Origin of the sequence: Rheinheimera sp. NSM (genome assembly GCF_052380015.1) — a bacterium.
Taxonomy (GTDB): Bacteria; Pseudomonadota; Gammaproteobacteria; order Enterobacterales; family Alteromonadaceae; genus Alishewanella.
On sequence record NZ_JBQTCI010000005.1, the window covers coordinates 158,288 to 180,940 of the forward strand.

20 protein-coding genes and 1 riboswitch are annotated in these 22,653 nt (G+C 51.3%); of the genes, 12 read left to right on the forward strand and 8 right to left on the reverse strand.

The features are described 5' to 3' along the window. Positions 1-6: 6 nt before the first annotated feature. The 6 genes from ribBA (at position 7) to ACTZWV_RS15190 (ending at position 6,652) form a co-directional block, all read left to right on the forward strand. Positions 7-1,116 (forward strand): bifunctional 3,4-dihydroxy-2-butanone-4-phosphate synthase/GTP cyclohydrolase II, encoded by a 1,110-nt coding sequence (ribBA, locus tag ACTZWV_RS15165; RefSeq protein ID WP_444787351.1) that lies wholly within the window; start codon positions 7-9, stop codon positions 1,114-1,116. A 109-nt stretch (positions 1,117-1,225) separates the two neighbouring features. Further along, positions 1,226-1,690: a 6,7-dimethyl-8-ribityllumazine synthase gene (ribH, locus tag ACTZWV_RS15170; RefSeq protein ID WP_305551553.1), complete on the forward strand. Its 465-nt coding sequence runs from the start codon at positions 1,226-1,228 to the stop codon at positions 1,688-1,690. Between the two features lie 17 nt (positions 1,691-1,707). Beyond that, a complete protein-coding gene (gene nusB, locus ACTZWV_RS15175) occupies positions 1,708-2,121 on the forward strand; it encodes a transcription antitermination factor NusB (RefSeq protein WP_305551552.1) in 414 nt (137 codons plus the stop codon). A 33-nt stretch (positions 2,122-2,154) separates the two neighbouring features. Beyond that, positions 2,155-3,117, forward strand: a complete 963-nt coding sequence (gene thiL, locus ACTZWV_RS15180; protein ID WP_444787352.1) for a thiamine-phosphate kinase — start codon at positions 2,155-2,157, stop codon at positions 3,115-3,117. After that, a complete protein-coding gene (locus ACTZWV_RS15185; protein WP_444787353.1) occupies positions 3,114-3,593 on the forward strand; it encodes a phosphatidylglycerophosphatase A family protein in 480 nt (159 codons plus the stop codon). The genes thiL and ACTZWV_RS15185 overlap by 4 nt, the downstream gene beginning before the upstream one ends. 26 nt (positions 3,594-3,619) lie before the next feature. After that, a complete protein-coding gene (locus ACTZWV_RS15190; protein ID WP_444787354.1) occupies positions 3,620-6,652 on the forward strand; it encodes a ligand-binding sensor domain-containing protein in 3,033 nt (1,010 codons plus the stop codon). 42 nt (positions 6,653-6,694) lie between these two features. On the opposite strand, the gene dxs is transcribed toward ACTZWV_RS15190, so the two are convergent. From dxs to xseB, 3 genes are read right to left on the reverse strand one after another with little or no spacing between them, the layout of a single operon-like run. Further along, the gene (dxs, locus tag ACTZWV_RS15195) at positions 6,695-8,554 is read right to left on the reverse strand and encodes a 1-deoxy-D-xylulose-5-phosphate synthase (RefSeq protein ID WP_444787355.1); all 1,860 of its coding nucleotides are present in this window, start codon (positions 8,552-8,554) and stop codon (positions 6,695-6,697) included. A 14-nt stretch (positions 8,555-8,568) separates the two neighbouring features. Next, on the reverse strand, positions 8,569-9,456 hold the full coding sequence (ispA, locus tag ACTZWV_RS15200; protein ID WP_444787356.1) for a (2E,6E)-farnesyl diphosphate synthase: 888 nt from the start codon (positions 9,454-9,456) through the stop codon (positions 8,569-8,571). A gap of 1 nt (position 9,457) precedes the next feature. Next, the gene (gene xseB / locus ACTZWV_RS15205; protein WP_444787357.1) at positions 9,458-9,703 is read right to left on the reverse strand and encodes an exodeoxyribonuclease VII small subunit; all 246 of its coding nucleotides are present in this window, start codon (positions 9,701-9,703) and stop codon (positions 9,458-9,460) included. Between the two features lie 199 nt (positions 9,704-9,902). Here xseB and pomA point away from each other — a divergent pair, with 199 nt between their 5' ends. The 3 genes from pomA (at position 9,903) to thiI (ending at position 13,220) form a co-directional block, all read left to right on the forward strand. Continuing rightward, positions 9,903-10,670, forward strand: coding sequence for a flagellar motor protein PomA (gene pomA / locus ACTZWV_RS15210; protein WP_444787358.1), 768 nt, complete (start codon positions 9,903-9,905; stop codon positions 10,668-10,670). Between the two features lie 3 nt (positions 10,671-10,673). Continuing rightward, a complete protein-coding gene (locus tag ACTZWV_RS15215; protein WP_444787359.1) occupies positions 10,674-11,642 on the forward strand; it encodes a flagellar motor protein MotB in 969 nt (322 codons plus the stop codon). Between the two features lie 120 nt (positions 11,643-11,762). Then, a complete protein-coding gene (gene thiI / locus ACTZWV_RS15220) occupies positions 11,763-13,220 on the forward strand; it encodes a tRNA uracil 4-sulfurtransferase ThiI (RefSeq protein WP_444787360.1) in 1,458 nt (485 codons plus the stop codon). Here thiI and ACTZWV_RS15225 read toward each other — a convergent pair. Together ACTZWV_RS15225 and ACTZWV_RS15230 are read right to left on the reverse strand one after the other, a co-directional pair. Next, entirely contained in the window at positions 13,208-14,110 is a 903-nt protein-coding gene (locus ACTZWV_RS15225; RefSeq protein ID WP_444787361.1) for a ketopantoate reductase family protein, read from the reverse strand. The two genes, thiI and ACTZWV_RS15225, sit on opposite strands and share 13 nt — an antisense overlap. After that, positions 14,077-14,433, reverse strand: coding sequence for a VanZ family protein (locus tag ACTZWV_RS15230; RefSeq protein ID WP_444787362.1), 357 nt, complete (start codon positions 14,431-14,433; stop codon positions 14,077-14,079). The genes ACTZWV_RS15225 and ACTZWV_RS15230 overlap by 34 nt, the downstream gene beginning before the upstream one ends. A 93-nt stretch (positions 14,434-14,526) precedes the next feature. Between ACTZWV_RS15230 and ACTZWV_RS15235 the strand changes: the two genes are divergently transcribed. Both ACTZWV_RS15235 and ACTZWV_RS15240 read left to right on the forward strand, forming a co-directional pair. Then, positions 14,527-15,009 (forward strand): YajQ family cyclic di-GMP-binding protein, encoded by a 483-nt coding sequence (locus tag ACTZWV_RS15235; protein WP_305551540.1) that lies wholly within the window; start codon positions 14,527-14,529, stop codon positions 15,007-15,009. A 78-nt stretch (positions 15,010-15,087) separates the two neighbouring features. Then, a riboswitch (cobalamin riboswitch) is annotated at positions 15,088-15,273 on the forward strand. Positions 15,274-15,310: 37 nt separating this feature from the next. Further along, positions 15,311-17,071 (forward strand): TonB-dependent receptor domain-containing protein, encoded by a 1,761-nt coding sequence (locus tag ACTZWV_RS15240; RefSeq protein WP_444787363.1) that lies wholly within the window; start codon positions 15,311-15,313, stop codon positions 17,069-17,071. Positions 17,072-17,133: 62 nt separating this feature from the next. Here the strand turns inward: ACTZWV_RS15240 and ACTZWV_RS15245 are convergent, their stop codons facing one another. Both ACTZWV_RS15245 and msrA read right to left on the reverse strand, forming a co-directional pair. Continuing rightward, positions 17,134-17,916: a substrate-binding periplasmic protein gene (locus ACTZWV_RS15245; protein ID WP_444787364.1), complete on the reverse strand. Its 783-nt coding sequence runs from the start codon at positions 17,914-17,916 to the stop codon at positions 17,134-17,136. A 48-nt stretch (positions 17,917-17,964) separates the two neighbouring features. After that, a complete protein-coding gene (gene msrA / locus ACTZWV_RS15250) occupies positions 17,965-18,501 on the reverse strand; it encodes a peptide-methionine (S)-S-oxide reductase MsrA (RefSeq protein ID WP_444787365.1) in 537 nt (178 codons plus the stop codon). A 240-nt stretch (positions 18,502-18,741) separates the two neighbouring features. On the opposite strand from msrA, the gene ACTZWV_RS15255 reads away from it, so the two are divergent. Beyond that, the gene (locus ACTZWV_RS15255) at positions 18,742-19,470 is read left to right on the forward strand and encodes an SDR family NAD(P)-dependent oxidoreductase (RefSeq protein WP_444787366.1); all 729 of its coding nucleotides are present in this window, start codon (positions 18,742-18,744) and stop codon (positions 19,468-19,470) included. Between the two features lie 56 nt (positions 19,471-19,526). On the opposite strand, the gene ACTZWV_RS15260 is transcribed toward ACTZWV_RS15255, so the two are convergent. Next, complete coding sequence (locus tag ACTZWV_RS15260; protein WP_444787367.1) at positions 19,527-22,652, reverse strand: efflux RND transporter permease subunit; 3,126 nt, start codon at positions 22,650-22,652, stop codon at positions 19,527-19,529. Position 22,653 lies beyond the last annotated feature (1 nt).

Below are 22,653 nucleotides of genomic sequence, written 5' to 3' on the forward strand. Positions count from 1 at the left end.
TTTGTTATGCAACTGAATACCCCAGCTGAAATTATTGAAGACATCCGTCAGGGCAAAATGGTGGTGCTGATGGATGATGAAGATCGCGAAAATGAAGGCGATCTGGTGATGGCGGCGGATTATGTTACGCCGGAAGCTATAAATTTTATGGCGACCCATGGCCGCGGTTTAATTTGCTTAACGCTGAGTAAAAAACGCTGTAAGCAGTTAGCTTTGCCCTTAATGGTGGATGCAAATAAATCACCGTTTTCTACCAACTTTACTGTGTCGATTGAAGCGGCTGAAGGCGTTACCACCGGTATTTCTGCCGCAGACCGCGCCCGCACCGTTAAAGCTGCCGTAGCGCGTGACGCCAGGCCTGGCGACATAGTACAACCCGGGCATATTTTCCCGTTAATGGCGCAGGACGGCGGCGTGCTGGTACGGGCCGGCCATACCGAAGCCGGTTGTGATTTAGCGCGTTTAGCCGGGCTTGAGCCGGCTGCGGTAATAGTGGAAATTTTAAATGACGACGGCACTATGGCCAGAAGACCGGATCTGGAAGTGTTCGCGAAAAAACACGGTATAAAAGTCGGCACCATTGCCGATTTAATTGAATACCGCAATTTAAATGAAACCACCATTGAACAGGTGGCCAGTTGTCAGCTGCCAACCGAAGTGGGCGAGTTTAAGTTAGTGACTTTTAAAGACACTATCGATAACCAAATTCACTTTGCGCTGGTTAAAGGTGAAATCAGTGCCGATGAGCCTACTCTGGTACGGGTACATTTACATGACACCTTCAGCGATTTGCTGATGGCCGACAGGGCTGCTAACCGCAGTTTTCCGCTGCATACCGCAATGGAACGTATTGCCCGTGATGGTGGTGTGCTGGTGCTGCTGGGTAAGCATGAATCTACCGAACAGCTTATCCGCACCGTGCAGGCGTTTGAAGCCGAAGATAAGGGCGAAAAGCCACGCAGCGCGCCGTGGAAAGGCACGTCGCGTAATGTCGGCGTGGGCTCGCAAATTCTGGCCAGTTTGGGTGTGAAGAAAATGCGCTTACTCAGCCAGCCGAAAAAGTACCATGCGCTGTCCGGTTTTGGCCTGGAAGTGGTGGATTACGTTAGCGAGTAAAGGCGGTTAAACAAAGCATGGCGCGGCATAACAAAGACTATGCCGGTTTATGTCGTGTTGTGCTATTATGCACGGCTAATTTTCAGCGGTCAGATTTTAAGGGCAACTTATGCAGGTTATTGAAGCAGGGTTTTCTGCCAAGGGTAAGAAGTTTGCGATAGTGGTAGCGCGGTTTAACAGCTTTATTGTTGAAAGCTTATTAAGCGGTGCAACCGATACCTTGCAACGTATTGGTAATGTATCAGAGCAGGATATAACTGTAATTCGTGTGCCGGGTGCCTTTGAATTGCCGCTGGCGGTGCAACGTGTTGCTGCCGGGAAAAAATATGATGGCATTATTGCGCTGGGCGCAGTGATCCGTGGCGGTACGCCGCATTTTGAATATGTATCCGGTGAATGTACCAAGGGTATTGCTCAGGTGATGATGCAACATGACATCCCGGTTGCCTTTGGTGTGCTCACCGTAGACAGCATTGAGCAAGCCATAGAGCGTGCTGGCACTAAAGCCGGTAATAAAGGCAGTGAAGCTGCCATGTCGACGCTGGAAATGGTTAATTTACTGGCCAAGCTGTAACAGGAAGAGACACACAAATGAAACCTAATGCCCGTCGTCAGTCACGGTCACTTGCAGTACAGGGAATTTACAGCTGGCATGTCAGCCAAAACCCTATTGCAGATATTGAGCAACAATTATTGCTGGAAACTAACGTTAAACATCTTGATGTTGGTTATTTCCAGGATCTGGTGCGCGGTGTGGTAAAAAACCACGCTGTACTGGATGAAGCGTTAAAACCTTATTTAGATCGGCCGTTCGATGAAATTGATTTTGTTGAGAAAGCCGTACTGCGGGTGTCAGCCTATGAGCTGAAGTACCGTCTTGATGTACCGTACAAGGTTATTATCAACGAAGCCATTGAGCTGGCCAAAGCGTTCGCCGCTGACGACAGCCACAAGTTCGTTAACGGCATTCTGGATAAAGCCGTACGCGTACTGCGTCCAAGTTAAAGGAGAGCCGGCGTTAGTCGGCTTCTTAGTTTTATGGGTGAATTCGAACTCATTTCCCGCTATTTTGCCAGCTGCGGTGCTAATCGTAACGATACCGCTATCGGTGTTGGCGATGATGGTGCTGTGCTGCAACTGCGTGACGGTTACGACTTAGTCGTTACCACCGATACCATGGTAGTGGGCACACACTTTTTTCCCGATGATGACCCCCGTGCGCTGGGGCATAAACTGGTGACAGTGAATGTCAGCGATTTGGCTGCCATGGGCGCCGAACCGGCCTGGTTGTCATTAGCGTTAACCTTGCCTGCGGTAGACGAACCCTGGGTGGCGGCCTTTGCAGCCGGTCTGCATGAAACGGCTGAATACTATAACTGCCAGCTGATTGGCGGTGACACCACCCGTGGCCCGCTTAGCCTGACCATGATAGCTAAGGGCATAGTGCCGCGTGGCAAAGCGCTGACCCGCAGCGGCGCTAAAGTAGGTGACTATATTTATGTTACCGGTACTTTAGGCGATGCAGCGCTGGGGCTGAAGTTGTGCCAGGGCTTACACGAAGTGAGTAAAAAACACCAGACCCATATATTGCAGCGGTTTCATTATCCGTCGGCCCGTGTTGCATTGGGCCAGGCGCTGCGTAATATTGCCAGCAGTGCGATGGATTTATCTGATGGCCTGTACAGTGATATTCAGCACATTTTAACGCGCTCCGGCGTCGGAGCCAGTATTGATATTACGCGTTTGCCGTTATCGCAGGCGCTGAAAGACAGCTGCGACCACAGCACTGCCATGCAACTGGCGTTATCCGGCGGTGAAGATTATGAACTGCTGTTTACTGTACCTGAGGCCAAACGGGGCTCGCTGGACGTACTGTTGTCACCCTATGGTATTCCGGTCAGCTGTATTGGTCGCATTACCGGCGTGGCCGGTAAGCTTGAATTAAAGCAGGGCGAGCAGGTGTTTAGTTATCAGCATCAGGGTTTTAAACACTTCGAATGAGCAAAGCACAGTTTAATCTGAAAAAATGGTATCAGTTTCTGGCATTAGGTTTTGGCAGCGGCCTGGCGCCAAAAGCGCCGGGTACTTTTGGCACCTTAGCGGCGGTGCCGCTGGTCGCACTGCTGTTATGGCTGGGAAACATGTATTTACTGGCATTCGTGCTGGCAGGCAGTGTACTGGGCGTGTATTTGTGTGGCCAAACCGCGCGTGATGTCGGCGAGCACGACCATGGCGCTATAGTTTGGGATGAAATTATCGGTTTTGGCATTACTATGCTATGGCTACCACTGCACTGGCAAACTTTACTGCTGGGCTTTGTATTATTCCGCCTGTTTGATATTGTAAAACCCTGGCCTATCAGTTGGCTGGATAAAAAACTGCATGGCGGCCTTGGTATCATGCTGGACGATGTTTTAGCCGGTGTTGCAGCATTAGTATTGCTGCATCTGCTGTTACCGTTTTTACCCCTGGGTTAACCCATCACAAGCAAGAGACTGCATCAATGAAAAACACCTTACTGTTGCTTTTATTGTTGTGCTCTTGCTCTGCTTTTAGCTACAACCAGCAATCGGTATACGATTTTGACATCAAGCACTGGGGTAGCTCTGAAGGCTTATCCAGCAATTCTGTGCGCTCGGTCAGTCAGGATGCCCAGGGCTATATCTGGCTGGCAACACAGTTTGGCCTGAACCGCTTTGACGGCGTACAGTTTGAACACTTCACCAAAGAAAGTCACCGCCAACTGGCCAGCAATGTACTGACGAAACTATTTCACGATAGCCGCGGCTATATGTGGGTTGGCACTAAGGCCGGCTTATCCGGTTTTGACCCCCTGACACTGAAGTTCGATCGCTATCAGATTTTAGCCGAAGTCACCGCCATCCTTGAAGTGCGGCCGGGTGAAATTTGGGTGGCGGCGGATAATTTGTTCCGCATCAGTAATGGCAAGGTAAGCCGGGTAGAACAAGTACGCTCTCAGGTCAGCCAATTAGAGCTGGTGGGCAACCAGGTGTGGGTCAGTAGTACAGAGCAGCTGTATCGTATTGATATTGACGGCAACACCAGCAGCTTTGCCTTACCCGCTGAATTAATGCAAACACCGGTGTATGATTTATACCAAACCGAAAACGGCTTGCATATCGCCGGCGAGTCCGGCTTTTATCATCTGGACGAGTCGGCGACAGTGAAAAAATGTCAGTTGCCGGATCACAGCAATACTGCCGTGTACAAGCTATTACGCGACAGCCGGGGCAACAGCTGGATTTCAGCTCACCGCAAGTTATTTCACCGCCACCCGAATCAGCCCTGGCAACATATTACCGGCGATGAACTGGGCAGTTATCCCTGGTTCAGTGATATTTTCGAAGATAAAGACCAGAATATCTGGCTGGCCAGCTTCAGCGACGGCATTTACCGTGCCTCGGCCGGCAATATCCGTCGCGTATTACCCAAAGATGCGGATCCTATAATTCGCAGTGTGTCGGTAACGCCGGATAACACCCTGCTGATAGCCGGACAGTCTGATGTGGGCGAAATGCAGGCCGACGGCAGTTATAGTGGGTTAATCACGGCAGAAAGTCTCGGTGCGGCTACGGTGTATGATATTTACTGGCCACAAGCTGATGTAATGTGGTTAGCGCTGGACAATGGTGTTATGCAGTATCGCCGTGGTGAAGTTGGGCTGACACCCATATTTGATGCGTTAAAAGGCTTTACCGTCAGAGTATTGCAACCGGATAATCAAGGCGGCGTCTGGTTGGGTGGAGTAATGGGGTTATACCGTTATCAGCAAGGTGAGCTGACACCCTTCAGTAAGAATGATGAGCTGGAGTCGCGCAATATTACCGTATTGCAGCAACAACAACAGCGGCTGGTGTTTGGTACTACCCGCGGCCTGTACCAGTACGAGCAGCAGCAACTGAGCCGGCTGGGAGTGGGCACAGCGCTGTTTAACAGTTATATCACCGCCGTACAGGTACTGCCCGATAATACTGTGCTGGCCGCTACGCTGGATGATGGCATTTTTGTGTTACAGCCGGGCCAGACGCAGTGGTTGCAGTTACATGCCGGTAACGGCCTGCCGCACAGCCCGGTAGTCAGCCTGGCGTTTGATGCGGCCTCTGATTATATTTGGGTTAGCAGCCATAAGGGTATTTTCCGGCTGCGCGCAGCCGATTTAGCGCAGTTAGCAACAGGCACCCTGGCGGTAGAAGAAATTCTTGGCCCTTATGATCGCCAGTTGGGTACTGTGCCGGGGCGGTGCTGTAATGGTGCCGGCCATGCTAAGGTTGCGCTGTGGCAACAGCAATATTGGTATCCAACGCTCAAAGGCCTGGTGGCAGTGCCGGCAGATTTAAATCCGGCACTCAGCCGCAGCGCCACTCCGGTGATAAAAAATATAGTAGGGCAGCAGCATTACATTGTCGACAGCGAACAGGCAAAGCTGGTACTGGAGCTCGATGATCGCAACCTGAGTATTCAGTATTCGGCGCTGGAGTTTGTTAAACCGGCGGCGCTGAAGTTTCGCTACCGCTTACGCGGCTTTGACCTGCATTGGCATGAGGTAGGCGAGCGACGCGAGGCGGTATACACCAACCTGACGCCCGGTAGTTTTGTGTTTCAGTTGCAAAGCCGCTTTGATAATGAAGCCTGGCGTGACAGTCAAAGCGTGCAGTTAGAACTGGTTATCCCGAAGCGTTTTGATGAAACGCTGATTTACCGTGCGCTGTGGTTATTGTTAGTGCTGTTCTGTTTGTACGGCCTGTTATGGCTGCTGCGGCGCAATACCCAGCACCAGCAGCAACAGATGGCCAGATTGGTGCGTCAACGTACCCAGGAGTTAGAAAACAGTAACCTTAAGCTAAACGAGCTGAATGAACAGTTGGCGCTGCTAACTCATAAAGACAGTTTAACCGGGCTGCGGAACCGGCGTTTTATGTTTGAGCAGTTACCCAAAGATATTGAACATTTCCAGCGCAACCGTGAGTCGATGCAGCAGCAAGGCAAATGTGTAGCGCTGATCCATCTGGATTTGGATAACTTTAAACAGGTAAATGACCAGTTTGGTAACAGTGCCGGTGACAGTTGTATTCAGCAGGTTGCCGGTATTTTGATCCGTGAAACGCGCGGCTCAGATTATGTAGTACGTTTTGCCGGTGAGGAATTTGTGCTGGTATTGCGTGATATTCAGCTGGAGCTGGTAGCACAGTTTTGTTATCGCCTGAATGAACTGATTGCCAAAACAGTGTTCAGCTTGCCGGACGGGCACCGTACCCGGTTAACCTGCTCGGTGGGCTATGCGGTGTATCCGTTGGCTTTGCTTGGCGGCCAGTTGATTAACTGGGAGATCTCACTGCAGCTGGCAGAGATGTCGTTGTATCAGGTGAAGCACGCCGGTAAAAACGGGGTGGCAACCATCCATTTTGATCAGCAGGTTGATGCGTTTGAGTTTGAAGACTCATCGCATATTGAAGCTCAGGTCGAGCGTTTGCTGGCCGCCGGGCTGGCGCGGTTTGATGTAAAAAATAACCTGTAAAAAAACCGCCTGACGGCGGTTTTTTTACATCTCAGTGTGCTGTTACAACAAGGCTTTTATCGCCGCCAGAATGCCGGCACTGTCCAGTCCTAACTCGGCATAAATTTCCTGCTGGGTACCGTGTTTAATAAAATGATCCGGTAAGCCCAGATGCGTCATACTGACATTAAGCTGCGCCTGCGCCACATACTCACTCACCGCTGAGCCGGCTCCGCCCATAATAGCGTTGTCTTCTACGCTGACAAAGCGGCTGTGGGTTGCGGCCAACTGCTGCAGTAAGTCGTGATCCAGCGGCTTAACAAAGCGCATATCAACCAAAGTCGCATTTAATTGTTCTGCGGCCAGGGTGCAGGCACTTAACAGCGGGCCAAAAGCGAGGATCGCCAGCTTTTCCCCCTGCCGCACCACTTTGGCTTTACCGGTCGGCAACAACTGCATCTGTGGCTGTGCGGCAATACCGCTGGCTGAGCCGCGCGGATAACGCACAGCGGCAGGGCCCTGATATTGGTAACCGGTGTACAGCATTTGGCGGCATTCATCTTCGTCAGACGGCACCATAATTACCATATTAGGAATGCAGCGCATAAAACTCAGATCAAAGGCACCCTGGTGAGTCGGGCCATCAGCACCGACAACGCCGGCACGGTCAATCGCGAACAACACGTCTAAATCCTGCAGGGCGACATCATGGATCAGTTGATCATAACCGCGCTGCAAAAAGCTGGAGTAAATGGCTACTACCGGTTTTAAGCCTTCAATCGCCATACCGGCCGCCAGGGTTACGGCATGTTGCTCGGCAATGGCCACATCAAAATAGCGTTTCGGGTAGGTTTTGGAAAACCGCACCAAATCAGAGCCTTCGCGCATTGCCGGGGTAATGGCTTGCAGCCGTTCATCCTGTGCGGCCATATCGCAGATCCAGTTGCCGAAGATATTGGAGAAGCTGGGCAGGCCGGCTTTTTTCGCCGGTTGCTTGCTGTCATCCGGGTTAAATTTTGCTACCGCATGATAACCAATAGGATCCGCTTCGGCCGGGGCATAGCCTTTGCCTTTTTTAGTCACTATATGCAGCAGCTGCGGGCCTTTTAAATTGCGCATATTGCGGATGGTATCAACCAGTCCCAGCACATCGTGGCCGTCAATCGGGCCTATGTAGTTAAAGCCCAGCTCTTCAAAGAAGGTGCCCGGCGTTACCATGCCTTTAAAGTGTTCTTCTGCCCGGCTGGCCAGCTCATGTAATGGCGGCACACCGCTCAGAATTTTTTTACCGCCTTCGCGCAGGCTGGTGTAAAAACTGCCGGATAATATCCGCGCGAAGTAGCGATTTAATGCGCCGACATTTTCTGAAATCGACATTTCGTTGTCATTCAAAATCACCAGCATATCAGGGCGCACCTCACCGGCGTGGTTCAGCGCTTCAAACGCCATACCGGCGGTAATGGCACCATCGCCGATCACCGCAACCACTTTACGGTTATTGCGCGCTTGTTGCGCAGCAATGGCCATGCCCAGCGCAGCACTGATCGAGGTGCTGGAGTGGCCGACAGATAACACATCGTATTCGCTTTCTTCACGGTACGGAAAAGGGTGTAAGCCGTCTTTCTGGCGGATGGTATGCATGCGCTCGGCGCGGCCGGTCAGAATTTTATGCGGATAAGCCTGGTGGCCCACATCCCATATCACGCGGTCAAACGGGGTGTTATAAACGTAATGCAGCGCCACTGTCAGCTCAACGGTGCCTAAACCAGAGGCAAAATGGCCGCTGCTTTGGCTAACGCTTTGCAATAAATAGCTGCGCAGCTCGTCACTGAGTGCGGGCAGCTTGTCTTGCGCCAGCTGACGCAGCTGCGCGGGTAAATTAGCCTGGGCTAATAACGGGTAATCGTTAATATCTAACGCCATAATCCATGCCTGTGTTAAAACCTGCGTTCGATAATGTACTGCGCAACGGCGCGTAATTCATCAGTGTTATACGGTAATACCGCCAGAGCGTTCAATGCATCCCGGTAGAGTTGTTGCGCTTTGGCTTTAGCGTTGTCCAGCCCGAGCAGCGCAGGATAAGTTGATTTGTTGGCCCGGGTGTCAGACCCCTGAGGTTTCCCTAAGGTTGCGGTGTCACTTTCAATATCGAGAATATCATCCTGCACCTGAAACGCCAGCCCTAATGCTCGGGCGAAGCGTAACAGCGCGTCAAGCTCGGTCGTGTCGCGTTTCGGGCTGCATAACCAGGCTAAGTGTACCGCGCTTTCAATGAGCGCGCCGGTTTTTAACCTGTGCATGCGTTCCAATTGTGCCAAAGTGCTGCTTTGGTTAGTTTGGGCCAGATCTATCGCCTGGCCGCCACACATACCGCTGTAACCGGCTGCAGCGGCCAGTAGTTGCACCATTTGCAGTATCTGAGCACTGCTAACCTGCTGATACGGGTGGCTACTGATTAGTTCAAACGCCAGGGTTTGCAACGCATCGCCGGCCAGTATAGCGGTGGCTTCATCAAAGGCTTTGTGACAGGTAGGTTTGCCGCGGCGCAAGTCGTCATTGTCCATCGCCGGTAAGTCATCGTGGATTAACGAATAGCTGTGTATGGCCTCCAATGCGGCGGCAGGGCCATCCAAATCACAAAGAGCAGCACCAAGCATAGTGCCGCAGCTGTACACCAGAAAAGGCCGTACCCGCTTGCCACCGAGCAGCAAACTGTATGACATAGCGGCTAATAAACGGCCATCAGTTTCATCACGCTGTGCCAGTAACTGCTGTAAATGCAGCTCTACCCGCTGTTGGTACAGCGGCAAGTTTTGCACTACCACTTTATTCTCCTGCAGCAGGTTCAAACGGCAACAGGCTTTCCTGCTGTTGCTGTTGCATCAGGATCTGTACTTTTTGTTCGGCGGCCTGCAATAACTGTTGGCTTTGTCTGGCCAGGGTAATACCGCGTTCAAACTGTTGTAATGACTGGTCAAGCGACAGCTCGCCTTGTTCCAGTTGCTGCACTATCTGTTCAAGTTCAGAAAGTGTTTGCTCAAACTGGCTGAGATCGGCTTTTTTCTTGCTCATACTACCCCCGGAAAAAGTGTGCGCAAAGGTACCTTAGCAGGCTATTATGGTCAATCAGAAAGCGGATGGGAAAGGCTAAATTGATAATTTTACGCAATTTATACTTAATCATTCGGCGCTTTTGTCGATAAACAGCTATCGTCTAAGATAAACTGTTGCAGACGGTCGATATAGCAGTGATTCAGTTAAGGAGAAAACAGTGGATTTAGCTACCCTGGTTGGTATGTTGGGCGCAATTGGTTTTGTGGTAATGGCTATGATCCTTGGCAGTAGCGGTGCGCCCGGCATGTTTGCTGATACCGTTTCTTTGCTGATTGTACTGGGCGGCTCTATTTTTGTGGTGATTTCCAAATTTACCCTTGGCCAGTTCTTTGGCGCCGGTAAAGTGGCACTGAAAGCCTTTGTATTTAAGATTGAAGCACCGGAAGAGTTAATTGAAAAAGCGGTACAATTGGCTGACTCGGCGCGTAAAGGCGGTTTTCTGGCACTGGAAGAGGCTGAAATTCCCAACGCTTTTATGCAAAAAGGCGTCAATATGCTGGTAGATGGCCACGACGCCGATGTGGTGCGTGCCACCTTGCTCAAAGATATCAGCCTGACTGAAAAACGCCATGAAAGCGGTATTGCCATTTTTAAAAGTTTAGGCGACGTAGCACCGGCTATGGGTATGATAGGTACTCTGATTGGCTTGGTAGCGATGTTATCGAATATGGATGACCCCAAGGCGATAGGGCCGGCGATGGCGGTGGCGTTATTAACCACCTTATACGGTGCTTTTATTGCCAATATTGTTGCCATACCCTTAGCTGACAAACTGGCTATCCGTAATCAGCAGGAAAAACAGAATAATCAGCTTATTCTCGATGCCATACTGGGGATTCAGGATGGCCAGAACCCGAAAGTTATAGAAGGCATACTGCGCAACTATTTAGCCCAGGGCAAACGTGAAGTGGCTCCGGCGGAGTAAGTTATGAGTGAGCATACAGAAGAGGAAGAATGCAAATGCCCACCGCCGGGCTTACCGGCCTATATGGGTACTTTTGCCGATTTAATGGCGCTGTTAATGTGCTTTTTCGTATTGCTGTTGGCATTCTCAGAAATGGATGTGCTGAAATTTAAGCAAATTGCCGGTTCGATGAAATTTGCTTTTGGTGTGCAAAATAAAATTGAAGTAGAAGATATTCCCAAAGGCACCAGCGTAATCGCAATGGAGTTTCGCCCGGGCCGGCCGGACCCTACACCGATTGAAACCCTGCAGCAGCAAACCATAGATATTACCCAGCAGGTGATCGAATTTCAGGCCGGCGAAGAAGACTCAGCCGGCGGGCGGCAGGAGCAGCGCGAAGACTTAAGCGGCGGCCAGTCAATCAGCAATGCTGAAGAGATTATGGATGGCGAGCAAGCCTCTGCTGAAGCCGAAGCTGAAGCGCAGCAGGAACAAACCAATGAAATGGTGAAAAAGCTGGCCGAGCAGTTAGAGCAACAAATTGTCGATGGCGCCATAGAACTGGAGTCTCTGGGGCAACAAATTATTATCCGTATTCGTGAGAACGGCTCTTTTCCGTCCGGATCATCGTTTTTGCAACCACGCTTTAAACCGATTATTCAGCGTATTGGTGGCTTGTTAAATGAAGTTCCGGGCCAGATCACGGTAACCGGGCATACCGACGATATTCAGGTATCAGACGAGCTGCATAGCAACAACTGGGATTTGTCGGCTAAACGGGCGGTATCGGTGGCGACAGAAATGGTTAAAGCCAGTGGCTTTGACCGCACGCGCTTAGTGGTGGTGGGGCATGCCGACACTAAACCTTTGGTACCGAACGACGACGAGCTGAGCCGGCGACGCAATCGCAGGGTAGAAATTGCCATTATGCAGGGTAAAGCGAAAGAGTCTGATCCCATCAGCCTTGAGCCGCCTGCAGCACCACAAGGCTAAGTTGTTACAAAACCAGGTTGTCACAACATTAACCAGGCACAATGCGCAGATTAGGTCTTTAGCTACAGATCCGCTATAATCTGCGCCACTTTTTTTCCTGCTTAATTATGCTGCTACCCGATGATTGAATTTCTTATCAAATTACACCCTGAAATTGCTATTAAAAGTAAATCAGTGCGTAAACGCCAAACCCTGCTGCTGGAGCGTAATCTGAAAACGATCCTGCTGCAGGTCGACTCTACCGTAGTGGTGAATAACAACTTTGATCATCTTACCGTGCGCTGTGACAGCGACGACGAAGCGTTGCGGCAACGCTTAATTGACCGGCTAAGTTGTATTCCGGGTGTGGTAGCCTTTGCTGAAATGCAATCTTCTGCTTTTAGCAGCCTGCACGATATTTTCGAGCAGGTGTTGGCGGTATATGCTTCGCAGCTGGTCAATAAAACCTTTAGCGTAAGGGTGCGCCGCAGTGGCAGCCACGAATTCAGTTCAATTGAAGCCGAGCGCTATATTGGCGGTGGTTTAAATCAGCATGTTGCCAGTGCCAAAGTACAGCTGAAAAAACCGGATCTGGTGGTAACGCTGGAAATTAAAAAAGATCTGCTGATCATGGTGCGCAAGATGCACCAGGGCATGGGCGGCTTTCCGTTGCCGTCGCAATCTGATGTATTGTCATTAATCTCCGGCGGCTATGACTCTGCGGTAGCCAGCTATCTGATGATCCGCAAGGGGCTGCGTACTCACTATCTGTTTTTTAATCTGGGCGGCGCTGCACATGAAGCCGGCGTGCGCGAGATGGCATTTCTTATCTGGCAAAAATACAGTCTGTCGCACAAAGTGAAGTTTGTCAGTGTGAACTTTGCCTCGGTGGTGGATCAGATTTTAGAAACAATCGACAACGGTTTAATGGGCGTGGTGCTCAAGCGCATGATGATGCGTGCTGCCAGTGAAGTGGCTGAAAGCCTCGGTATTAAAGCCATTGTTACCGGTGAGAGTATTGGCCAGGTTTCAAGCCAAACCATTGCTAATTTAAGTGTGATAGACCGCGTTACCGAAACGCTGATCCTGCGGCCGCTGATTTATCAGGATAAGCAGGAAATTATCGATATGGCGCGTAAAATCGGCGCCGAAGATATTGCCAAAAGCATGCCGGAATATTGCGGTGTCATTTCAAAAAAACCGACGGTAAACGCCGTACTGGCAGAAGTGTTGGCCAGCGAGCAGAAGTTTGATTTCAGCGTGCTGCAACAGGCGGTAGAAACCGCTAAAGTGTTGGATATCCGTACTGTGGATTATCAGGCCGAACAGCAAGCTCATGTTGTCAGCGAGTTAGCACAGTTGCCTCCGGCTGCCGTGGTGTTGGATATCCGCAGCCCGGAAGAAACCGAGCTTAAGCCGCTGAGTGTAGCCGGGCATGAGGTGGTTGAATTGCCGTTTTTTCGTTTGGCGTCGCAATTTGCCAACCTTGACCAAAGCAAGCAGTATTACTGTTACTGCGAACGTGGTGTCATGAGTCGCTTGCAGGCCGTGGTATTGCAGGAGCAGGGGTTTAGCAATGTGGCGGTTTACCGGCCATAGCCTTGTTGCAGTTGCAGCAGCTGTTGCTGCAACTGCGTATTGTGCGGCACGGCAAGGTTAGAACGCGCGGCTTGTGCCACTATATAGCCGTTAATGGCATCAATTTCAGTACGCCGTTGATGCATTATATCCTGCTGCATCGACGAGAAGTTTGTTGCAGTGCTTTGTATTACTTCGTTTATTTTTTCCAGCATAACCTCATAGTGCAGCGCATAGCCGGCGGCTGCAGCCACCTGACACACTTCGTGCAAAATAGCGCATATTTGCTGCTGATACTGCGGCTGCGCCAACTCACCGTTGTGGCAATTATGCAGTGCCGTCAGCGGATTAATGACTGCATTAATCGCCAGCTTTTGCCACAAAAACGGCTGAATATCCTCTGTTAACGTCAGCGGCCCCAGTGCCGTATCCATAGCGGCAGTTACGGCATTGCTGTGAGCCTGTGCGGCGCTGTTTAGCGGTGCCAGTACACTCTGGCCACAGCCGGTATGTAATACGCTGTCAGCTTGTTTTAATGCGCCGTGGGTGGTAGTTAAAAACCATAAGCCCTGCTGTGGCGCCAACAACGGCAGCACCTGCTCTATACTGCCCATGCCATTGTGGCTCAGTACCAGTTGCGCATCGGCGGTTAAATGCGGCAGTAGTGTTGTTACGGTTTCTAACACCGCATAGCTTTTTACCGGCACGAATACGGCGCTAAGCGGCGGCGTAGCCGGTAAGAACTGTATCGGCTGCTGTTGAAACTGCATATCGATAGTCGCAGGCTGGCGCAGCCATAACCTTACCGGGTTGCCGGCCAGTTGTAAGCGGCAGGCTGCCAGTAAGCCAATGGCGCCCCGGCCAACGACTGTCCAGCTTAGCGCTGACGACGCGGACGTATTTGGTGCCACAGGGCGCGTACCAGGTAAAAACATACTACGCCGGCAATATCGGCCAGCCAATCCCACCAATCGCCGTTACGCCGGGTAAAGTTGTGCTGGGCTAATTCTACCGCACCGCCATAAATACCCAATAACAGGAATGCCGGCCAGGGGCTGAGTTTAAAGCCTTTCCACAGCAGGGCAGTGAGAACAGCAAAGATACCGAAATGGGCAATTTTGTCCATGTGAGCAAAACCGCCGCCAATCCGGTGACCGCTAAGCTCAGCCAAAAAGCCGGCCGTAGCCAGCACAAAGCACAATACGCATACCCAACGATAAAAAACCTGCGACACAGCTACCCCCTGTCAGAAACGGCGCTCGGATTGTAGCAGTTTTCTGGTTATAATCACCAGCAGACAGAAAGGCTTATGTTAAGGAGACTTTTAATGCCCTCATTCGATATTGTGTCAGAAGTAGATCAGCAAGAAGTGCTGAATGCAGTGGAAAACGCTAACCGTGAATTAACCACCCGCTTTGATTTTCGTGGCGTGCAGGCAGAGTTCAGCTTGAAAGAAAAAGTCATCACCATGAAAGCGGAAGCAGAATTTCAGCTGCAACAAATGCTGGAAATTTTTCTCGCCAAAGCTGTTAAGCGCGGTTTGGATGTGCGCTCATTTAAAGAGGGTGATGTAGTACACTCCGGCAAAACCTACAGCCTGAGCGTCAGCTTGCTGCAAGGTATTGAGCAGGATATGGCGAAAAAACTGGTGAAGCTGATTAAAGATAACAAAATGAAAGTGCAGGCAGCCATTCAGGGCGACCAGGTACGGGTAACCGGCAAGAAACGCGACGACCTGCAAGAGGCCATAGCGCTTATTCGTGGCGCAGAATTAGAACAAGCCTTCCAGTACACCAACTTCCGTGACTAAGCAACGCTCAGGATGTTTTAGCCATCCGGAGCGCTGTTGACTTTTATATTCGCCACGCTAAACTGCACGCGGCTCCGACAGGGAGCCGCTTTTTCTGGTGCTGCAGTGAACTGCAGGTAAACGGGAATCTGGTGTAAACCCAGAGCTGCCCCCGCAACGGTAAACAACTGAGCTGTACTCAGAGCCACTGTCGAAAGATGGGAAGGCGAGTGCAGGCGTAAGCAGGTTGTCAGCCCGGAGACCGGCCGGAAAAATCCTTCAACCAGACTAAATGTGCGGCGGGCACGTTTTCGGAGCTTACATGTTTAAACCTGCTTTGGCGGCCGTATTGGTCGCATCCTGTTTTCCGGCTATTGCTGAGAACATCGAACATATCAGTATTTATGCTAACCGCACCGCCACGCCGCAACAAGACGTGCTGGCCAGTGTAACAGTGCTGGAGCGCGATGATATCGTTGCGCGCCAGGCCAGTGATTTACCGGCCCTGCTGGCGCAACTGCCGGGTATTAATTTATCCCGCGACGGCGGTCGGGGCCAAAACAGCGGCTTGTATGTTCGTGGCGGTAATGCCGGCCATACCTTAGTGGTGATTGATGGCGTGCGCAGTGCTTCTGCTACCCTGGGTTATAAAACGCTGTCGATGCTGCCGCTGGAGTTGATTGAACGTATTGAAGTAGTGCGGGGGCCGCGCGCTGCCTGGTATGGCTCTGATGCGTTATCGGGTGTTATTGCTATTACCACACGGCGCGCCGGCGCAGTTGAACTGAATGCCAATATTGGCAGCTATGGCCAGGCCGGTACCGACATCAGTGTAAGCCATACCTCAGAGCAACTGACATTGGGTGCCACGGCCGGAGTCAGCCGTGCTGATGGCTTTAATGTGCGTGAAGATGCCGATCCGGACCATGATGGCTACAACCAAAAATTTATTAAAGTAGCGGCAGATTATCAAACCGGTCTTGGGCTGTGGACTGCGCAGGCCGATGTTAACTCCGGTTTCTACCAATTTGATACAACCTGGGGCAATGAAGATGAAGCGGATACATTAAACCGCGCGTTTTTACTCGGTTGGCAGCACCAATCGGGGCAATGGCAGCACCAGGCTCAGTTAAGTCGTAATCTGGACAGCGACACCACCTTTGGTCCGGACTCACGCAGCCCTTTTGTAACAGAGCGCGATGAATTTAACTATCAGGCCGCTACGGACCTGACGGATAAGTTAGGTTTTGTTGGCGGTGTCAATTGGTATCAGGAACAGGTGGATAAATCGGCTACCGCTTATGAGCAAACCAGCCGTATGAACCGTGCGGTTTTTGCCGGCCTGAATTATCAACACGACGCCTTACAGCTTGAAGCGGCGGCACGCCGCGACGTGATTAACCAATATGGCGGCCAGAATACCTGGCAATTGGCGGCCGGTTATCAGTTAGCAGAGCATTGGTTAGTAAGAGCAAGCCGTGGTTCGGCGTTTAAAGCGCCGACCTTTAATGCCCTTTATTACCCGGGGTTTGCCAACCCGGAGCTTAAACCGGAAGAATCTGTATCGGATGAAATTGCCGTGGTTTATCAAGCTGATGCACTGATGGTGCAGTTGGCATGGTTTGACCGCGATGTCACCAACCTGATCCAGGGCACAGAGCGGGCGGAAAACGTGCTGTTAGCGACCATTCAGGGCTTTGAATTCAGCCTTACTCAACAATGGCAACAGTTTAGCAGCCGGTTCAGTTACACCTGGCTTGATACGGAAAACGGTACTACGGGGAAAAAGCTCGAGCGGCGGCCGGAAAATACCATCAATTGGCGTGGCAGTTATGACGCGGATCTGTGGTCGGTATTTATTACCTCTGATTATCAAAGCTCTACTTATCAGGGCGCTTTTGTCAGTGTGGCGGACTTAGGCGGCTATACGTTGTGGGGTTTTGGCGGCAGTTATCAGCTTACACCGCAATTGGCTGTCCGTGCCAATATTAACAATTTGTTTGATAAGCAATACCAGAGCAGCGCCGGCTATGCCACTGCAGGTACTAATTTTGCTGTTAGTGTCAGCTATACGCCGCAGTAACAGCGGTAGTCGTTAACAAAGCGTGCTGTGGCCAACGTGGTCCGGCGCGCTTTTTTATTGGTCTACATATCCGGATAGTGCAAATAGTCATAATAACGCTGTGGTTCTATAGTGCGGCCAAGCAGTTGCCATAGCTGCTCTGCCAAAGCCGGATGGCGCTGATAAAACCCTTTGCTGAACACCAGATAACCGGTGGTTTCATACAGCGGCGGATACACCAGCTGCAGCGGTTTACGCAAGCTTTGCCGATCAGCACCGGCCACGCCGTTTACCTTACACAGTGTAGTGGTGGCATCAACCCGACCGGACAACACCAGCTCTAACGCCTGCTGCTGCGAATGCACCGGCACTACGCTGACGCTGGCCGGATAATCCGGGTTAGAATGGCCAAGCGGTCTTGATACCACTAAAGTACTCTGCGGTTGCGAAATCTTATGCTGAATATCGTTATCTGCCCGATGCACCAGGCAAGTAGCATGGCTGCTCATGGCGCGGGTAGGGTCCGGTTTACCGTCTGCGCCGGTAGGGTAAACGGCAAAACGGCGGCGCTGTGGTAAATAAGTCGCTACCAGCGCATCTACGGCATTTTGCTCCAACTTTTGCAGGCAACGGCGCCACGGAAAGCGAACGAACGCCAGCTTGATATTACCGGCTGCTGCGGCACTGGCTTGTAAATGTTCAATGGTCACGCCCGGCAAATAGGCCGCGGTATGGCCTTCGCCGGTGTAATAGGGCAGCAGTTGTTTATCTTCGTAGCAAAATGTCAGTGTGACATTGTGTTCTGCCCGCGGCATAAATGACAGCAGCGGACCAAGACAGAGCAGCAACACCATACGGTAAGTCATAGTATTCTCGTTTATTGCCAACTGGCATTGCGCTGTGCCGTTGTGTCATCAGGGCTTTAGTAATTTAGTATAGTGCTGCCTGAATTTTGCCATCTTCGGGGCCACCACCAGTTGGCAATAGCCTTGCTCCGGGTGCTGTAAAAAGTAGCCCTGATGATACTCTTCTGCCAGATAAAAAGCGGACACCGGACTGAGCTCCGTTACAATTTTAGCGTTAAACACTTGTTGTGTAGCCAGTTCGGCCAATATTTTTTCTGCGCTTTGTTGCTGCTGCGTATTGTGATAAAAAATTACCGAGCGGTACTGGCTGCCGACGTCATTACCCTGGCGATTCAGCTGTGTCGGATCGTGCAGGCTGAAAAACACCAGACACAATTGTTCAAAACTGATAAAGCTGTCATCAAATTCTACCTGTACCACCTCGGCGTGGCCGGTATTACCATCACAGACCCTACGGTAATTGGCATCGTCAGCGTTGCCGCCCATATAGCCGCTTAATGCCTGAATAACACCGTTAAGTTGGTTCATTGCCGCTTCCAAACACCAAAAACAACCGGCACCAAAGGTTGCAGTTTGTATCGCCATTGTGTTTCTCCGCTGGTAAAACATTGAATGTACCTTAATCGTCGCAGATGCACCAGTATGCTGTCCGGCTGCTACAGATAGTGCAGCGGGGGGGGGAGGGGGGGGCGCCGGATTGATCCCGTACCCGGGCTGCAGCGTAAACAGATGCTATAACCTTTTAAACAAGAACTGTATTGTGACAACGGCAATTATCAGGCCGCTATGCCCGGCGGGCCAACCAACTGTGTCGGCGGCAGCAGCATGAGCGCGGCCATAGTAGTAATTGGTGCCGGCGGGGGTATTGGTTTGGCGCTGGTGCAGCATTATTTGCAACAAGGCAACACAGTGTATGCGTTTAGCCGCAAGGCTGCGCCGCTTGCGCTAAGTGTTGATAAGCTGCATTGGTATCGCGACAACGCGGGGGATAGCGCAGCAGACACAGAGCGCAGAGCCGCGTTGTTGGCGCAGATTTTCAGCCAGGTTGTCAGTTATGTATTTGTCTGCAACGGTGTGTTACATGACGATGGCACTATGCCGGAGAAAACTATCCGCCAGCTCGATACTCAGGTATTGCTGACACGCTTACATAGCAACGTTGCGGTACCGGCGATGTACCTGCAGCAGTTATTTCCTTATTTGTGTAAGAGCCCTGCTGTACGTGTACTGGTGCTAAGCGCTAAAGTCGGCAGTATTAGCGATAACCGCCTGGGCGGGTGGTACTGTTACCGGATCAGTAAGGCGGCGCTGAATATGTTGGTAAAGAATGTCAGCATTGAAGTGGGCCGGTTAAATAAAACCGCCGCTGTGGTGAGTGTGCACCCGGGCACGACCGATACCGCCTTGTCACAGCCGTTTCAGACAAATTTGCCTGTGGGGCAACTGCAAAGCCCTGCGGCAACAGCGCAGCGCCTGGCGCAAGTGGCGGCTAATGTGCAGCTGGAACAGAGCGGTGCCTTGCTGAATTGGGATGGTACAGTGTTGCCATTCTAACGGCGATAAAATAATAAAGGCGCCGTTTGGCGCCTTTATACATCAGATAAAACACATCAGGAAGGATGCACCTCATCAGCGGCATGTTCATCCGGCGCTTCGTTCTCCAGCCTATGCAGCTTTTGTTCTAAGCGCTTGGGAGAGCCGGTATTACGTGCGATAACCATATAGGTTACCGGTACCACGTAGATGGTCATCAGCGTGGCCAGCGCGACACCGGAGAAAATCACCATACCAATTACCATCCGGCTTTCTGATCCCGGTCCACTGGCTACTATCAGCGGTATGCTGCTCATAGCAGTAGTAAAGGCCGTCATCACAATCGGTCGTAAGCGCTGCGTGGCAGCTTGCTGGATTGCTGTACTGAACTCCACTCCGGCGTCACGCAACTGATTCGCAAATTCAACGATTAAAATACCGTTTTTCGCCACCAGGCCAATCAGCATCACCAGACCAATCTGGCTGTAGATATTTAGCGTCATACCACTGAAATGTAAGCCTGATAACGCGCCCACCAGCCCCAGCGGTACTGTGATCAGGATCACCAGTGGATGAATAAAGCTTTCAAACTGGGCGGCCAGCACCAGGTAAGTGATCAGTAAGGCCAGGATAAACACCATCAGCGTGGAACTGCCACTTTCCTGAAACAGCAGCGATTCACCTTTATAATCGATGCCTACCGTGTCCTGAATTTCCGTTTTAACGATATTCTCCAGATATTCCAGTGCCTCACCCAAGCTGTAACCCGGCGCCATACTGGCGGTCAGCGTAATGCTGCGCATCCGGTTGTAGCGGTTTAAACTGGACGATGTTGCCTCTTCACGCAGGGTAACTAAGTTATCCAACGGGATAAGCTCACCGGAAGTCTCCGAGCGCAAATACACATTGGTAATGCTACCGGGTTCGGCGAAGTCTTCATCCAAACCTTCCAGAATCACGTCGTATTCTTTACCACGGTCAAGGAAGGTTGTTACCCGCCGCCCGCCGAGCATGGCCTCCAGCGAGCGGCCAATAGCACCAACAGATATGCCCAGATCGCCGGCACGCTCGGTGTTAATTTCCACCAAAACCTGGGGTACCGTCTCTTTGTAATCGTGATCCAGCATCAGAATATTCGGGTTCTCCGCGGCTTTGTTGATTACAATGTCACGCCAGCGCGCCAGTTCTTCGTAGGTATTGCCCTGCAAGACAAACTGGATCGGCCGGCCGCCACCGCCGCCGCCGCCCAGGCCGCTGCGCATAAAGGTAAAGGCGCGAACGTCGGGGATCTCATTCAGCTTTTTGCCCACTTCACCCATTAATTCCTGGGTACGGCGTTTACCGTTGTGCCAGTTTTCAGTGCCGACAATAGCTACGCCGCCGCTGTTACCCCAACCCGGCACCCGTACCAGCAGTCGGTTAAATTCGCCCTGCTGATAATAGGGCATTAAAACATCTTCAATCAGGCGCATATTGCGGCTGTTGCTGGTATAGCTGGCGCCTTCTGCCGGGCTCATCATAACGAAAAAGGTGCCGCGATCTTCCACCGGTGCCAGCTCTGCCGGCAGCAGTTTTACCAACATATAGCTGGCAACAAAGCATAACGCCACTACGACCATGACCGGCCAACGTGTACCACAAACTACATCCAATTGCCGACGGTAGGCGTTTTCCAATTTATGAAAGGCGGCGTGCAGCCATAACCCCAGCTTGCTTTCCCGCTTTTGATGGGTGAGTAGTTTGCTGCACAGCATAGGCGACAATGTCAGCGCCGTGACACTGGAAAACGCTACTGCAGCGGCGATAGCCAACGCAAATTCAGTAAACAGTTTACCCAGCTGGCCCTGCATAAACACCAGAGGGACAAACACCGAAATTAATACCAGGGTGGTGGCTATAACCGCAAAACCCACTTCGCGCGCACCGCGGTATGATGCCACCAGCGGATGCTCGCCCAGCTCAATACGGCGGTAGATGTTTTCCAGCACTACGATAGAGTCATCCACGACCAAACCAATGGCCAATACCATGGCCAGTAAGGTCAGCAAATTAACGGAGAAATCCAGCGCAAACAGCACGGTAACAGCAGCTACCAATGCCACCGGTACAGTGATTGCCGGGATAAAGGTGGCGCGGATATTGCCCAAAAATAAGAAAATAACCACCACGACCAAAAACATGGCGATGCCAAGGGTTTTATAGACTTCCTTAATTGATTCGGCGATAAATAATGATGAGTCGTAACCCGGTTCAATAGTGGTGCCGTCCGGTAAGCTAGCCTTAATGCGCTCCATTTCGGCGCGAGCGTTACGTACTACCTCCAGCGTATTGGCTTTTGACTGTTTAATAATACCAATACCCAGCAGGTTTTTACCGTCGCCGCGAAACTCGCTTTCTTCGTTTTCGGCAGTTAACAGTACTTCGGCTACTTCACCTAAACGTACCAGGTAATTATTGTCGCCGCGCTTGATAACCAGCCGGCGAAAGTCTTGCTGAGTTTTATAAGTGCGTACCACGCGTACGGTAAAGTCGCGTTCTGTCGACTTAATATTACCCGCCGGCAGCTCAACGTTTTCTGCGCGCAGCACTGCTTCAATATCTTGCACGGTGACGCCGCGGGATGCCATCGCATCACGGTCCAGCCAAATCCGCATAGCGTAATCACGTGAACCGCCAAGTTGCAGACGGGCCACACCGTCGACCACGGAAAAGCGCTCAACAATGTAGCGGTCGGCGTAGTCGGTCAGCTCCAGCGACGTCATGGTTTCACTGTTTAACACAAACCAGGCAATGGTATCTTCATCATCGCTGGCCTTAGACACTTCCGGCGGATCAGCCTGATCCGGCAAGTTATTCAGCGCCCTTGATACACGGTCGCGCACGTCGTTAGCGGCTGAGTCGATATCACGCTCGACATTGAACTCAATTGAAATATTAGAGCGGCCGTTACGGCTGGTGGAGTTAATGTTTTTAATGCCTTCAACACCGCTGATGCGGTCTTCCAGCAACTGGGTAATTTTTGACTCGACAATCTCTGCCGAAGCCCCGGGGTAATTGGTACTGATGCTGACAATAGGTGTATCAATATCGGGGTATTCACGCAGTGGCAGCATGCTAAAGCAAACAATACCAAACACGATAAGCAATAAGTTAACAACCGTAGCAAAAACCGGCCGTTTAACCGAGGTATCAGATAGCCACATA